Origin of the sequence: Cohnella zeiphila (assembly GCF_014212055.1) — a bacterium.
GTDB lineage: Bacteria > Bacillota > Bacilli > Paenibacillales > Paenibacillaceae > Cohnella > Cohnella zeiphila.
Genome location: NZ_JACJVO010000019.1, coordinates 1 through 13,587 on the forward strand (window position 1 = coordinate 1; position 13,587 = coordinate 13,587).

Sequence of the window (13,587 nt, forward strand, 5' to 3'; positions counted from 1 at the left end):
AAACATTAGCTGGTTTTTGCTCATTCGATTCTCCCCCTGTTCAGTTCGACTGCGTTTAAGGCCGAATCGTCTGCCCGTTCATCGTTCCTTCGATTGCCTTCAGGTAGGCTTGCGCCACGGCGCTTGCAAGCGTGCCCGATACATTCGTCAAACCCAATCCCGCCTTGACATCAAAACTCATATTTTCCAGCGTCTCCTTGACCCAGCCCGGGCTGACGATATTGAATCGAATTCCCCTCGGCAGCTCGATTGCGGCAGCACGAACAAACCCTTCCAGTCCGTCGTTCACAAATGCGCTGACCGCGCTTCCGGGTATCAAGCTCTCGAACATATTCCCGCTTGTGAGGGTGATGGACCCGCCTTCGTTCAAGCGCTCGGCCGCTCTGCGCGCCAGAGAGATCTGTCCCAGCACTTTGCTCTTCATGCCAAACCGAAAGTCCTCTTCCGATATCTGGGAAAATGGCGTCAGTTTGCCGCTTCCGGCAGTGACGGCGATGGCATCGACATCGAGAACGGATGCGAAAAGCGCCTCCATGGAAGACTCGTCCTCCAAGTCAACCCGGACGGTCCCTTTACGCGACGCGCGGACAACCTCGTAATGATTCGCTTCGAGCAGATCCGCGAGAGCGGAACCGATGGTTCCCGTAGCTCCGATCACGATGACCTTGCGTTTTCTCATGGTTTCGGGTTTCACGGTATTCCTTCATCTCTCCCATCGATAGATCATGAACTCTTCATTTACATAGGTGCTATCATCCAATTTCATCGCGTGGATCTCCAGCCCGTAGGTTGTGAACCCGACGGACCGATACAGCCGCTTGGCATGTTCATTGGTATCGACTACATACAGTTGTATCTGCTCCAGCTCGGGGATCTTCCGGGCACGATGAAGCAGCTCTTGCATCAATCGCTTGCCGATTCCCCGTCCCTGAAACACTCTATCCACATACATGCCCCAAACCGTTCCCTTATGCCGCATTTTCAAAAAAGTCTCTCGTCTGAACCCCACCATGCCGATCAGTTCTTCCGGCTCCGAGAACGCTCCGAGGATAAAGTTGGAATCGCCGGCGGAGAACCGTTCTATGATTCTCTCTATCGGCGTGTCTTTGACCTCTTCATACGAAGCTCCGAACGATCGCGGATATTCATACAAAGCCTGCAACCTCAGCTTCCAATAGGCTTCCGCATCCTCGACTTGCAGTTTTCTGAAGTCCATAAATCACCGTCCCGATCTTACATCTGCTCGTTTAAGAGTCTTTCCCATCACGACTTCATCAGATGGTAACGCCGCAAAAGTGCGAATTGCTTGGCCAGGAAGAGAGGCGTATAAGGCATGTCGCTGCGGAGCCAGGAGACAATCGTTCCGATAAGAGCCGAGGCCCCGTACCAGATGGCGATATCGCGTTTGATCCCCAGCTCCGCCAGCTTGGAATCGCCTCCCGATCGTTCGAATCTATCCGTAATCAACGTCGTCAGCAGCCCAAGCAACCGTTCCGTGAACACCGTCGTTCGCTTCGTCGCGAGAATCACTTTATAGAATCGGGCGTGCTGCGCGATGTGCTCCAGCAAATTCACCATGATCGGCCATTCCACCTCCGGATCCAATGAACGAAGCTCATTCGGCGCTTGAAGGATCGAGGAGAGATCCTCGATCATATCGTCCGCCATCTTCTCCATCATGTCCGGGATGTCCCGATAGTGAAGGTAGAAGGTCACCCGATTGATCGTGGCGCGTTCGGCGAGCCGATTGACCGATATTTTCTCGACGTCCATCTCTTCCAGCAGCTCGACGAAGGCGTCCCGAAGCAGCCGGCGCGTGCGAAGAATACGGGGATCGGTGCGCGGTTCGGAATGGTTCAACCTGTCTACCCCTCTCTGATTTCCTAATGATTACATTTCTCGGCTTATTCGTCGAACATCTCACGGGTAAGCGACAAAACCGAGTGAATGTGATAATTAATTTACACTTCGTAAAAATGTGTCGATTGCAAAGCTCTCCAATCTGACTACAATCTAATTTATGACTTGTTCATTATATTACACAGTGTAAATTTAGTCGAGAGGATGAAGCAAGATGAGCACGAATTTGAAGGCGGACAGCGGCGGCGGCGTGAGGAAGGGGCCGATCCTGTTCATTATGATACTGGGCGCCTTCCTGGCAACGCTGAATCAGACGGTAATGAGCGTCGCCGTCCCGGAACTTATGACCGATTTTGACATTTCGGCAACGACAGCCCAATGGCTGACGACCGGATATATGCTGGTGAATGGCGTTCTGATCCCGATTACCGCCTTCTTGATGCAGAGGTTTTCGACGCGTCAGCTGTTCCAGGCATCGATGATCCTGTTCCTGGCCGGAACGGTCGTATCGGCCGTGTCCACCGGCTTCCCCGTTCTGCTGGCGGGACGCCTGATTCAAGCCGCCGGCGCCGGCATCATCATGCCGCTGCTGATGAACGTCATCCTGACGCTCTTCCCTCCCGAAAAAAGAGGAGCGGCCATGGGGACGATGGGACTCGCGATTATTTTCGCTCCGGCGATCGGACCGACGCTGGCCGGATACGTGTTGGAGAATTACGCATGGCAAACGATGTTCTACGCCATGATTCCGCTCGTTCTTCTCGTCATCGTATTAGCCTATATTTATCTCAAGAACGTCTCGGAACGGGTCGCCAGTAAGGTCGACATCCTCGGCGTGCTCCTGTCCACGATCGGATTCGGCGCGGTGCTGTACGGCTTCAGCCGGGCCGGCAGCGAGGGCTGGTCGAGCTCGGAAGTCATCGTCTCGCTGATCGCAGGCGTTATCGCCCTTGCCCTGTTCACTTGGAAGCAGCTGGCTTCCAAAAATCCGCTGCTCGACCTTCGGGCGTTCAAGTACAACATGTTTACGTTGACGACTATCATCAATATCGCCGTTACGATGATGATGTATGCGGATATGATGCTGCTCCCGCTGTATTTGCAGAACGCTCGCGGCTATACCGCCATGGAGTCCGGCCTGCTGATGCTCCCCGGTTCCCTCCTGATGGGCTTTATGATGCCGGTCACGGGAAGGCTGTTCGACCGCTTCGGAGCGAAATGGCTGTCGGTCATCGGAATGGCCATCACGATCGGAACCACTATCGGTTTCGTGAACCTGACGGATTCGACCAGCTATACGTATCTGGTTCTGATGTCGACGGGCCGCCGCTTCGGGATGGCGTTGTTCCTGATGCCGATCACGACCGCCGGTCTCAATCAGCTGCCGTCGCGTCTGAATGCACACGGCACGGCGATCTCGAACACGATCAAGCAGGTCGCCGGCGCCGTCGGAACCTCTTTGCTCGTGACCGTCATGACGAATCGGACCGCCACTCACCTGAAGGATATGGCGGCATCCGGTTCAGGAGGTTCGCAGGACCATATGATCCTGGAATCCACCATTAAGGGAATCAACGACGCCTATCTGGTCATTATCGGGATCGGCATCGTCGGTCTGCTGCTCGCCTTCTTCATCAAGCGGACGGGGCAGACGGCCGAAGCGAAAAAGGCCGATCCGGCGGTTGAGGTCCAAGCTACGGAAGCATAAGTTTTTGCAGCATAAAAACGCCTGCCGTTCGCCGATCGAGGCGATAGCAGGCGTTTTTGTTAAGCTTTGCGCGTGGCCGGTTGCTTTCACACGATGCCGCTTACGACCCTCGAGATCAGAATTCCGCTTATTACGATGAACGCCATGCCGTGAAGGAGCACAAGTTGAAATCCGCCACATCCTTTTCAAGTGATACAAAATGATTATAGGGATGCAGGAGAATGTTTGCTGAAGGCGAATGGGCAGGATATCACGAGAAGATGAAGTCCGATCGCTGAAGCGGAAATGCAAAAACCCGCTCCGGAGAGCGGGTTGGATTCCGTAAAAGATCAAGCTCGGGAATAAGCGTGAAGACCTCGATGAAACCGGGCGAGCTTGGCGAAGAAGTCTTCGAGAACGAACCGGGCATCCACTGTATCGTAGACCCGAATCGGACGGTAACGGCCCGTATGGATATAGTGCATCTGCGCGTCGAAAATCGGGGCCGGCTTCCAGGACCAGCGGCCGCAGTCCGGGTACAGAATGACCCCGACGGCAGGCGAATCGCCGAGCGAGCGGTACTCGAACGTCCCGTTCGGAATGCTCTCGTTGAACTCGTACACTTGCTCCGCCAGGTATTTCCCAAGCTCGCCTTGCGGATAGACTTTCTCCAGCATTTCCGCATAGCTGACCGGCATGAGCTTGTAGACCGTACTCGGGATCTGCCACAGCTCCAGGGAAGACTTGAAGACGACGTTGGCGGCATGAATATCGTTGGACAAATTATATTCCCGTCCGCCGATCGGCCATTCCCCTCCGCCGATCCAGATCACCTTCACGTTCCGCTCGGCGATCCTCGGCTCCAGCAGCAGCGCGGACGCCATGTCCGTCAGCGGTCCGTAGAAAGCGACATGAAGCGGCCGGTCGTCTTCCTTCATCGCTTCCTCGATAATGAGCCGCGCTCCCGGGGAATCGACCGGAGTCTCTTCGTCCGGCATCGCGGTCGCCGCTCCGTCCTCGACCCGGATTCGGTCCCGAAGTCCCATCAGATCGAGCAGCAGCATGGTCTCGTCGTGGCTGTCCTTCAAGCTGGTCTTCGACCTTCTGTCGCCGAAGTGGGCCGGAATGATGCCGTGCAGCTCGAACGTCGGAGTCAGGATGGCATGGACGATGGCGTATTGGTCGTCCGCTTCGTTCTTGGCGTCCGTGTTGATGATGACCCTCAACTTATTCTTCGGAATGAATGAATGGCTCATAAGACGTCGGATCCTCCCTTTTCACGATTCCTTATTCGTAGTCACGATGCCGGCAACGGCTCTTTTCCATCCTTGATAAAGCCGTTCGCGCTCTTCGGCCGCCATGGCCGGCTCGAATCGGCAAGCGAAGTCTTGACCGCCGACGGGAAGCTCGGCCGCCGACGGCCACCATCCGATGCCGAGTCCTCCCATATAAGCGGATCCCAGGGCGGACGATTCGGCGGCATCCGATTTGACGACGGTCCGGCCGAGCAGGTCGGCCTGGAACTGCATGAGGCGCGGGTTGTCGGAGGCGCCGCCGTCCGCCCGCAGGGCTGCCAGCGGAATGCCGGCCTCCGCCTCCATCATCTCCGCCGCGTCACGGACTTGGTAGGCGATGCTCTCCAGCGCCGCCCGGACGAGGTGGGCTTTGCCGGTGCTCCGGCTCATGCCCAGAATAGCCGCCCGGGCCCGTGGATCCCAATAGGGCGCTCCCAATCCGACGAAGGCGGGAACGAGATACACCCCCTGATTGTCCGGCGCCTCCTCGAGCAATCGGTCCATCTCCTCGAACGAATCGAACAGCCCGAGATTGTCTCTCACCCACTTGATGCTGTCCCCCGAAGTTCGGATCACGGCTTCCAGGGCATACGCAACGCCGCCGCCCCTTCCCCATGCGATCGCGAGAACGAGACCGTTGCCGGCGGGAACCGGCCGGTCGCCGATGTTCATGAGGACGGACGTTCCCGTCCCGTAGGTCGCCTTGGTCATCCCGGGCTCCAGGCACAGCTGTCCGAACAGCGCCGCCTGGGAATCGCCGATCACGCCCGTCAAAGGAACCTGCTCGCTCCACAGGGCCGGGTCGCGAGTCACCCCGAACGAATCGTCGGACGATCTTACCTCCGGCAGAATCTCCTTCGGAACGCCGAAGAGATCGCACAACCCGTCGTCCCAGGTCCGCTCGTGAATATCGAACAGGGAAGTCCGGCTCGCGTTCGTGTAATCGGTTGCATGAACCTCCCCGCCGCTCAGCTTCCATAGGAGCCAGCTGTCGATCGTGCCGGCGAGCAGCGTTCCTTCCGCGAGAGCGCGCCGCGCTTCGGGAACCTGTTCGAGCATCCATCTCCATTTGGCAGCCGAGAAATACGGATCCAGCATCAGGCCGGTCTTCTCGCGAACGGCCGGCTCGTGCCCCGCTTCCTTCAGGGCCGAGCACCGATCGGCCGTTCGCTGGCACTGCCAGACGATCGCGTTGCAGACGGGCCGGCCCGTGGCGCGGTCCCACATGACGGCCGTTTCCCGCTGGTTCGTGATCGTGACCGCCGCGAGCCGGTCCGGCGCGATGCCGGCCCGCCGAAGCGCCTCGTGCGCAAGCTTCACGACATTCCGGTAAATCTCTTCCGGATCGTGCTCGACCCAACCCGCCGCCGGATACAGCTGCTTATGATCGGCGAAGCATCGGACGGCGATTCGGCCCGCGCGGTCGACCAGCAGCGCTTTCGTGCCCGACGTGCTCTGATCGATCGTGAGCAGGTAACGTTTCTCCATGGTCTTCCTCTACCTGCCGATCAGATCGAGAGCGATCCGCTTGATCGAATCTGCACTGATCCCGTAATGCTTGAACACTTCCGACGTCTTGCCGGCAATGGCCGGTTCGTCGGGGATGCCGAGGATGCGGACCGGCACGGGATGACGCTGGACGACGACTTCCGCGACGGCCGCCCCGAGTCCGCCGTGAATGCTATGCTCTTCCACCGTAATGATTCGTCCCGTCTCCTCTGCTGCGCGGACGATCGCCTCCTCGTCCAGCGGCTTGATCGTATGCATGTTCAGCACCCGGGCGGATACCCCGACTTCTCGCAGCAGGGCTTCCGCGTCCAGCGCGATGCGGACCGTCTCGCCGGTTGCGATCAGGGTGACGTCCTCCCCTTCTTTCATCGTCACAGCCTTGCCGATCGTGAACTCATAGTCGGCCGAATCGTATACATCCTCGACCGGATTCCGCCCGATGCGAACGTACGCGCCGCCTTCGTAGCCGACAAGCGCTTCCGTCATCCGCTTCGTCTCGTGGCGGTCCGCCGGCATCATCACCGCAAGGCCCGGAATAGCGCGGGCGACGGCCAGATCCTGGACGGAGTGATGCGACATGCCGAGCGCGCCGTAGCTGACGCCGCCGCTAATGCCGACCAGCTTCACGTTCGTGCCGGAATAGGCGACGTCCACCTTGATCTGCTCGATGCTTCTCATGCTCAAGAAACAAGCGGGCGACGCCACGAACGGCTTCCGTCCGCTATGCGCAAGGCCAGCCGCGATTCCGACGATGTTCTGCTCGGCGATGCCGACTTCGACGAACTGGTCCGGATACGCCTTCGCGAACGGGGCCATGGCCGCGGATCCGCGCGAATCGCTGGCGAGCACCGTGATGGCCCGGTCTTCCTTCGCCAGCTCCAGCAGCGTCTCGCAGACGACCTGCCGGTTCGGGATCGTGTTCCCCATGTTAGCCCTTCTCCCCTTCCTGCCGCAAGCTTTCCAGAGCCGCGGACAGCTCCGCGAGCGCCCGGTCCAGCTCCTCGTCGCTGGGCACGTGATGATGCCAATGCGGCACATTTTCCGCGAACGATACGCCTTTGCCCTTCACGGTATTCGCCATGACAAGCGTCGGCTTGCCGGATGCGGCCGGGACCGCTTCGAACGCGCTCACGAGCGCATCCACGTCATTGCCGTCCACCGTCACCACATGCCAGCCGAACGAAGCCCATTTCTCGTCCAACGGATCCAGCCCCATCACTTCCTCCGTGGAGCCGCTGATCTGCAGCCGGTTGCGGTCGACGATGCCGACCAAGTTATCCAGCTTATAGTGCGCTCCCGCCATCGCCGCTTCCCAGACGGAGCCTTCCGCCTGTTCGCCGTCGCCCATCAGGCAGAAAACGCGATACCCCAACCCGTCCCGCTTCGACGCAAGCGCCATCCCGACGGAAATGGCCAGTCCGTGACCGAGGGCGCCCGTATTCATCTCAATGCCGGGAACCTTGTTGTTCGGGTGGCCGATCAGCCGGGTGCCGAATTGGCTGTACGTGAACAGCTCCTCCTTCGGGAAGAACCCGAGGTCGGCCAGAATGCACCAGAGCGACTCCACGGAATGGCCCTTGCTCGCGATGAACCGGTCGCGGTCCGGCAGCTTCGGGTTGGATGGATCGATCCTCATGACGCGATAATAAAGAGAGGTTAAAATATCGGTGTTGCTGAGCGAGCCGCCGGTGTGGCCCGTTTTGGCGCGGTGAATGATTCGCAGCAGGTCCATCCGGATTTGGACGGCCTTTTGCCTCAATGCATTGGAATTCATCGCTTCGTTCCTCCTCCCGGCTTAGAGATCCGATCCTCGCAGCCAAGCCTGAATCTCGCGCTCCGTCGGATCGACCGGATCCGGCGAAAGCCCCGGAATATACGAGCACGCTTCGTAAAGAGCCGGAATCGCGTTGGCGTGAATGCCTACCGCATGATGGACGTAAGGCCCTTTCACGAGCTTCTCCTCCCACAGCGGCCAATCGTTCACTTCGACCCATACGTAAGAGCCGCGGGTGTAAGGCCCCTGAATGCCTTTGGCTTTCCCGAGGAAAAGCTGATAGTCGCCGTGGTCTCCGTCAAAGCGGGCCAGCGTCATGCTTCCGCCGCGAATTTCGCCTTCGTGCGTTCCGGGCGAGTGGTCGTCGAACAGGAAGTGCTTCCGCAGCTTCGGCCTGTTCTCCACGGTGAGCGAGACTGGAAAATTGCCGCAGTGAAACAGCAGCTCGCCGTTCGGATTGTCGGGATGGCGCACCGTCAAGTCGGCGAAGAAGGTCGGATGCTGATTCATCGTCGCCGCCTGGACCATGACGGACGTGATCGCGCCGTGAATATCGGTCTCGCAAGTGACCGGAATCTGCTCGTCGGTCAAGATCGCGTTGGCCAGGCAAGGCATGATGCCCATGGCTTCCTGAAGCGACGACCAGCACTGAATCGCGATGGCAGTGCTTCCCGTTTGCTCCGCGTACTGCTTCATCGCCACTTTGAGAGCCGCGATGCGCTTCACGTCCGCCTCGGTGACTTCCGACCAGTCCAGCTTCGCCTTGATGTCGTCGACCGCCGCGGCCAGCTCCGAACCGTTGCCGTTCTCGATTCGCTTCGACGCCCGCTGAATGTCGATCAGCGTAATCGGGTGAAGCTCGATGCCGAAGCGCTCCAGCAGCTCGCCCTCGTTGCAGATCATCGTCCAGAACGACGAAGGCCGGGGCCCGATCTGCAGAATGCGAAGGTTTCGGAACTGACGGACCACGTTGGCGGCGGCAACGAAATTCGTGAATCCCCTTTCGAAAACGGGATCGTCTACGCGGCTGTTCGTGACGTAAGTAAACGGAACGTTGAACCGGCGCAGCACCTTGCCCGACGCGAACAGACCGCATTGGGTATCGCGCAGCCGCATGCCGTCCTCGAGCGGAGCCTCGTCTCTCGGCCCCCACAGCAGAACCGGCTTGCCCAGCGCTTTCCCGACTCTGGCCACCGTATCCTCCGTACCGAAGTTGCAGTGCGGGAAAAATACGGCGTCCACCTGCTCCTGCCGGAAACGCTCGACGATCTGGTCGGCATTCACGTGATCGTCGTACAACAGCCCTTCTTGATTCAGCCCCTCGAGATCGACGATATCGATGTCCATCCCGAAGCTTTCGATCTTCTCTTTAATGAGAACTTTGTAGCGAAAAGCGTCTTCGGCGCTGAAGACGAAGCGTCGGGTCGGCGCGTAGCCGAGCTTCAATTTTCTCATGGACGCATCTCCTAAAGGGAAAATGTAACTAAACTAATCATTCTGTTTAGTTAAGTTCATTGCGATTTTCATCCCCAGATTATCATCGTTTCGCGCATTAATCAATAAACATTCGCGATATTTTCCGAAAAATACTCTGAATTTAACTAAACAATTAACTAAAATAAGATTGGGGTTGAGTTTTGTTTTAAAAATGAGTAGACTAAACTTACTAAACCTGAGGGCGGGAAGTGGATCGGATATGAAAATGGAGGATATCGCACGTCTGGCCGGCGTCTCGAAGTCGGCCGTATCGATCGCCTTCAGCGGCAAGCCGGGAATCGGACCGGAGACGCGCGAACGCATTCTGAAGATCGCAAAGGACCACGGCTATATGCCGAAGCCTCGCACCCATGCGGCGGAAGCGGGCTCCCGGACATTGACTTTTCTCGTGTTCGCCAATTCGGGGATCGTTCTGGAGCAGTATTATCAGCAGCCGTTTTTCCGCGAGCTGATCCATTACATCGAGGAGCGCTGTAAATTCCGCGGCTTCTCTCTTCTGTTCAGCACGATCGAGATGAACAAGCTGGGAGAGCAGATCCGCAGCATCGCCGACGAGAAGCGGAGCGACGGCGTGATCCTGCTCGGCACGAACCTGGACCGCGCCCAGATTGCGGAGATCGCCGATCTGCTGCCGCTTCCGCTCGTCGTGCTCGACAATTGCTACGATACGCTGCCGGTTCATTTCGTCGAGATCAACAATATGATCGGCGCGTACCAAGCCGGCTCGCACCTGTGCCGCAGCGGCCATACGCGAATCGGCTACATCGCTTCCGATGTGAGAATCCATAATTTCGAGGAGCGGCGAAACGGATTCGCCTATGCTCTGCGCGAGCACGGGGTCGAGTTGGCGGAGGACTGCACGTTCACCGTCGCTCCGACGATCCTGTCGTCCCAGGAATCGCTCAAGCGGCAGCTCGGCGAACATCTGGAAGCCGGCAAGCCGCTTCCCAGCGCTTTCTTCTGCGAGTGCGACTACATCGCGATCAGCGCGATCAAGACGTTGACGGAGATGGGGTACCGGATCCCGGAAGACGTGTCCGTCGTCGGGTTCGACAATATTTCCGAAGCGAGCATCGTGACGCCGGAGCTGACCACCGTGCATACGGAGAAGGAACAGATGGCCCATCTGGCCGTCGACCTGCTGGTCCAAAGCATCGCTTCGGAGGATACCGTGAACACCAAGGTCAAAGTCGACACCCAGCTGGTGGAGAGGCGTTCGACCCGGATCGTCGGAGATCCCCTCCAATGACCCAAGGCGAAGACGTTCCGCTTCACTCCCCCTTCAAAGTTGGCCTCGACCGCCCGCCGGTGATCCTCGTCCGACACGCCCGCTTCTTTCGCCCCAAGCGGTTCTCCTCCCCCCTCATCTTACGGAGATCGGCTCAGATCAGACTCTTCGTCGGCCCTGGCACAAGGATCGGTGAGAACACAAGCGTGTAAGGGCGACAGGGGGTGACGACGGGCAACAGCAGGCGACGGACCCTAACGAATCCACACGACGCTATTCCGGCATAAACGAGGGTTGGTCCGTTCTAACGAATCGTATAAACGCTATTTGGTGAAAAAGCGCCTTGCTTCCCGCTTGCAGAGGTAAATAAGGCTTTTCCGGTTCGTTAGAATCCAAATGGGCCTCTCCGAAGGCGAATAAGAACGCTACGATTCGTTAGCCGTCGCCGCATCCATGCGATCGGTCACCGACCCATTTCCATGACACCATCAGCACCTCGTTCAAGGCCGCATCCGGCTCCGTCCCGGGAACCGAATCCGATATCCTTTCTTTAGTTCAAATAAAAAGCTAAGCCGCACTTTGAATGGCGCTTAGCATAAAGCTTTTGTAGCTATTCAAATCTTCATCGCTCATGGCGGCCATGTCGGATCTGGAACCTTCATACAGCTCGACGGCGCTCCGGACGATATCCCTTAAGCTCTCCGGAAGAAGATGAAGCGCCCAGATCCCGGCATCCCGCTTGGACAAGATCCGGCCCGTCTTCAGGTACGACAACACCCTGCACAACGTAAGAATTCCGTATACGGGCAACGTTCGAAGGGAATCCGCCGCATAATCGACTCCGTCCAAGATGGACGAACGGAAGTCGGGTTCGGGCACGTCCGGAAAAGCCTCCGCGACGGACAGCCCGTACACGCAAATTCCTTTTTGGCGAATCAACATGATGTGGCATGCCAGATCGCCATCCACGGGCGTTCCCGCCCAAAATTCCTTATCGCCGAGAACCACGCTGTCTTCGTACCGCTGCCTCCAGTATTCGCTGCAATGCAGCTCGAAAGGCGTCGGATGCCGCCAAGGCCGAATGCCTCCTTGCGTAATCAGGCTGATTTCGATCGGCGCCGGGTTTAAGGACAAAGCCAGCAGCTCTTGTACGAGCCGAAATCTCACCTCTACGTCGATACTCTCTTTTAGAAGAACGATAACATCCAGATCGCTGCAAGCCGGGTTAAAGCATTGAAGCGCAAGCGAGCCGTGAAGGTACGTTCCCAGAAGATTATCGTCCAGCTGCCGAATCAAGCATTCTTGCAGCTTTCCGACTTGGTCCTTCACCTCTGCAGGGCAATTGTCCCAGCCATATAAGTTTATCGTCATCGCCTCCTGTCGAAGCGAGCTTTGGGCCTAAGCTATTTTTGAATCTTAAACGCAAACTTCCACTCCGCCGTATTACCCGAGTATCTGCCGCGGTTTTCTACTACCTGCACCGCAAGACTTTTGCTTAGCGATTTGCTAATGGAAGACACTTTGACCGAGACGCTCTTCGTTCCGACATCGGGCACCTTGTCCTGCTCTTCGGCATACGCTTTCAATTGAATGCTGTCCGACGGTTTCAAGTTCAGGGTGACGGTCGATCCCTCTTTGACCGCCTTGCCGTTGATCGACGCGGTCGTATACCACTCGTTGCCGACATGGTTATTCTCGACGAGCTCGACGCTCGCCAGCGTAATTTTGACCTTAACGGTCTTCGTCGCCGCCGCGGCAGGCGGGACGAGCAAAGTAAATAGCAGAGAACATACGAGAAAAATCTTTATCCGATTGTTTTTCATTGAGAGTGCTTCCCCCAGTATGAAAGTGTTACCCAGCTACAAATCTTTCGTCGCTTCGATCCATCCGCGAACGACTTCAACGAGCTTCTGTCTCTTCTCTTCCAGATCGCCGGCAGAGGCGATCTTCGCGATTGCCCTGTCTCCTGCGACCCATTCCAGCAATCCGGTGTCATCCATGAAAAGCGAAGCTTGACCGGCGAGCCCCGTCGTCTTGGAGCCGCAATGGAAGATCAGACGAAAGCCGTCTTTTCCATGCAGGTTAAACGTGATCCGATCTTGTCCGTTTACGCAAAAGCTGGGCGCATTCCATTTGATATGTTCGGACAGTCCGATTCCGGTTCCCAGAACGATCTTCCGAACTTCCTCCATCTCCTTCTTGAACGGATGCTCCGATTTCCGAAAAAAATCGGCTACCTGCTCCTCACCCGAGAGCTTCGTTGTTTTGGCCACTTCAATCCCCCTTTGTTTGCGAGTTGAACCGACCGGCCCGCTTAAGATCAAATGCCCGCCGCCGGAAAATTCAAGGGACCGGGCTATTGTAACGAATCCCTACGACCTTAATTGGCGAAAAAACAAAGACTTCTGGTTTTAACGAATCTGAACGCTCTTATAGACCCAGACTCGTCAGGAAAACAGGGGAATTCTTCTCCATAAGATCACCTGGGTTCGTTACATTTTTAAAATCGATCATTCGGTCCAAATAACGTTGCTCAGTTTCGCTAGAGCAAAAAAACCTAAAATACACCCATAATTATACATATTCCAATCACGAAACGTTAGTCTTTTGTGAATAACCGCTTGAAAAAGTGTTTTTTTGCAACAAGTTACCTGCCTTCAACATCCGAGAGCCCAGTAACGACAGCGCAGGTTTCCGCGAGTATTCGACGGAGACGATGACGATTTTTAGGGCTAGC

Annotated in this window: 13 protein-coding genes; 2 read left to right on the forward strand and 11 right to left on the reverse strand. The window is 57.0% G+C overall.

The window, feature by feature from the left end:
• Nucleotides 1-55: 55 nt before the first annotated feature.
• Genes H7C18_RS15435 through H7C18_RS15445 form a run of 3 tightly spaced genes read right to left on the reverse strand, consistent with a single transcriptional unit; the run spans nucleotide 56 to nucleotide 1,860 of the window.
• On the reverse strand, nucleotides 56-679 hold the full coding sequence (locus tag H7C18_RS15435; RefSeq protein WP_185129984.1) for a short chain dehydrogenase: 624 nt from the start codon (nucleotides 677-679) through the stop codon (nucleotides 56-58).
• A 24-nt stretch (nucleotides 680-703) separates the two neighbouring features.
• Nucleotides 704-1,216 carry a GNAT family N-acetyltransferase gene (locus tag H7C18_RS15440; protein WP_185129985.1) on the reverse strand — a complete coding sequence of 171 codons (513 nt, stop codon included), beginning with the start codon at nucleotides 1,214-1,216 and terminating at the stop codon, nucleotides 704-706.
• 47 nt (nucleotides 1,217-1,263) lie between these two features.
• Entirely contained in the window at nucleotides 1,264-1,860 is a 597-nt protein-coding gene (locus H7C18_RS15445) for a TetR-like C-terminal domain-containing protein (RefSeq protein ID WP_238357721.1), read from the reverse strand.
• A 214-nt stretch (nucleotides 1,861-2,074) separates the two neighbouring features.
• Between H7C18_RS15445 and H7C18_RS15450 the strand changes: the two genes are divergently transcribed.
• Nucleotides 2,075-3,568 (forward strand): DHA2 family efflux MFS transporter permease subunit, encoded by a 1,494-nt coding sequence (locus tag H7C18_RS15450; RefSeq protein ID WP_185129986.1) that lies wholly within the window; start codon nucleotides 2,075-2,077, stop codon nucleotides 3,566-3,568.
• A gap of 329 nt (nucleotides 3,569-3,897) precedes the next feature.
• On the opposite strand, the gene H7C18_RS15455 is transcribed toward H7C18_RS15450, so the two are convergent.
• The 5 genes from H7C18_RS15455 to H7C18_RS15475 are packed head-to-tail and all read right to left on the reverse strand — an operon-like array spanning nucleotide 3,898 to nucleotide 9,580.
• The gene (locus tag H7C18_RS15455; protein ID WP_185129987.1) at nucleotides 3,898-4,803 is read right to left on the reverse strand and encodes a nucleoside hydrolase; all 906 of its coding nucleotides are present in this window, start codon (nucleotides 4,801-4,803) and stop codon (nucleotides 3,898-3,900) included.
• A 21-nt stretch (nucleotides 4,804-4,824) separates the two neighbouring features.
• Nucleotides 4,825-6,330, reverse strand: a complete 1,506-nt coding sequence (glpK, locus tag H7C18_RS15460) for a glycerol kinase GlpK (RefSeq protein ID WP_185129988.1) — start codon at nucleotides 6,328-6,330, stop codon at nucleotides 4,825-4,827.
• Between the two features lie 9 nt (nucleotides 6,331-6,339).
• Complete coding sequence (locus H7C18_RS15465) at nucleotides 6,340-7,278, reverse strand: transketolase family protein (protein ID WP_185129989.1); 939 nt, start codon at nucleotides 7,276-7,278, stop codon at nucleotides 6,340-6,342.
• A 1-nt stretch (nucleotide 7,279) separates the two neighbouring features.
• Complete coding sequence (locus H7C18_RS15470; RefSeq protein ID WP_185129990.1) at nucleotides 7,280-8,125, reverse strand: transketolase; 846 nt, start codon at nucleotides 8,123-8,125, stop codon at nucleotides 7,280-7,282.
• A 21-nt stretch (nucleotides 8,126-8,146) separates the two neighbouring features.
• Nucleotides 8,147-9,580: an L-fucose/L-arabinose isomerase family protein gene (locus tag H7C18_RS15475; RefSeq protein ID WP_185129991.1), complete on the reverse strand. Its 1,434-nt coding sequence runs from the start codon at nucleotides 9,578-9,580 to the stop codon at nucleotides 8,147-8,149.
• 241 nt (nucleotides 9,581-9,821) lie between these two features.
• Between H7C18_RS15475 and H7C18_RS15480 the strand changes: the two genes are divergently transcribed.
• Nucleotides 9,822-10,871, forward strand: coding sequence for a LacI family DNA-binding transcriptional regulator (locus tag H7C18_RS15480; protein WP_185129992.1), 1,050 nt, complete (start codon nucleotides 9,822-9,824; stop codon nucleotides 10,869-10,871).
• A gap of 546 nt (nucleotides 10,872-11,417) precedes the next feature.
• On the opposite strand, the gene H7C18_RS15485 is transcribed toward H7C18_RS15480, so the two are convergent.
• Genes H7C18_RS15485 through H7C18_RS15495 form a run of 3 tightly spaced genes read right to left on the reverse strand, consistent with a single transcriptional unit; the run spans nucleotide 11,418 to nucleotide 13,123 of the window.
• The gene (locus tag H7C18_RS15485; protein ID WP_185129993.1) at nucleotides 11,418-12,221 is read right to left on the reverse strand and encodes an aminoglycoside adenylyltransferase domain-containing protein; all 804 of its coding nucleotides are present in this window, start codon (nucleotides 12,219-12,221) and stop codon (nucleotides 11,418-11,420) included.
• A gap of 32 nt (nucleotides 12,222-12,253) precedes the next feature.
• Nucleotides 12,254-12,673, reverse strand: coding sequence for a hypothetical protein (locus tag H7C18_RS15490; RefSeq protein WP_185129994.1), 420 nt, complete (start codon nucleotides 12,671-12,673; stop codon nucleotides 12,254-12,256).
• Between the two features lie 36 nt (nucleotides 12,674-12,709).
• A complete protein-coding gene (locus tag H7C18_RS15495) occupies nucleotides 12,710-13,123 on the reverse strand; it encodes a DUF1801 domain-containing protein (RefSeq protein ID WP_337913558.1) in 414 nt (137 codons plus the stop codon).
• Nucleotides 13,124-13,587 lie beyond the last annotated feature (464 nt).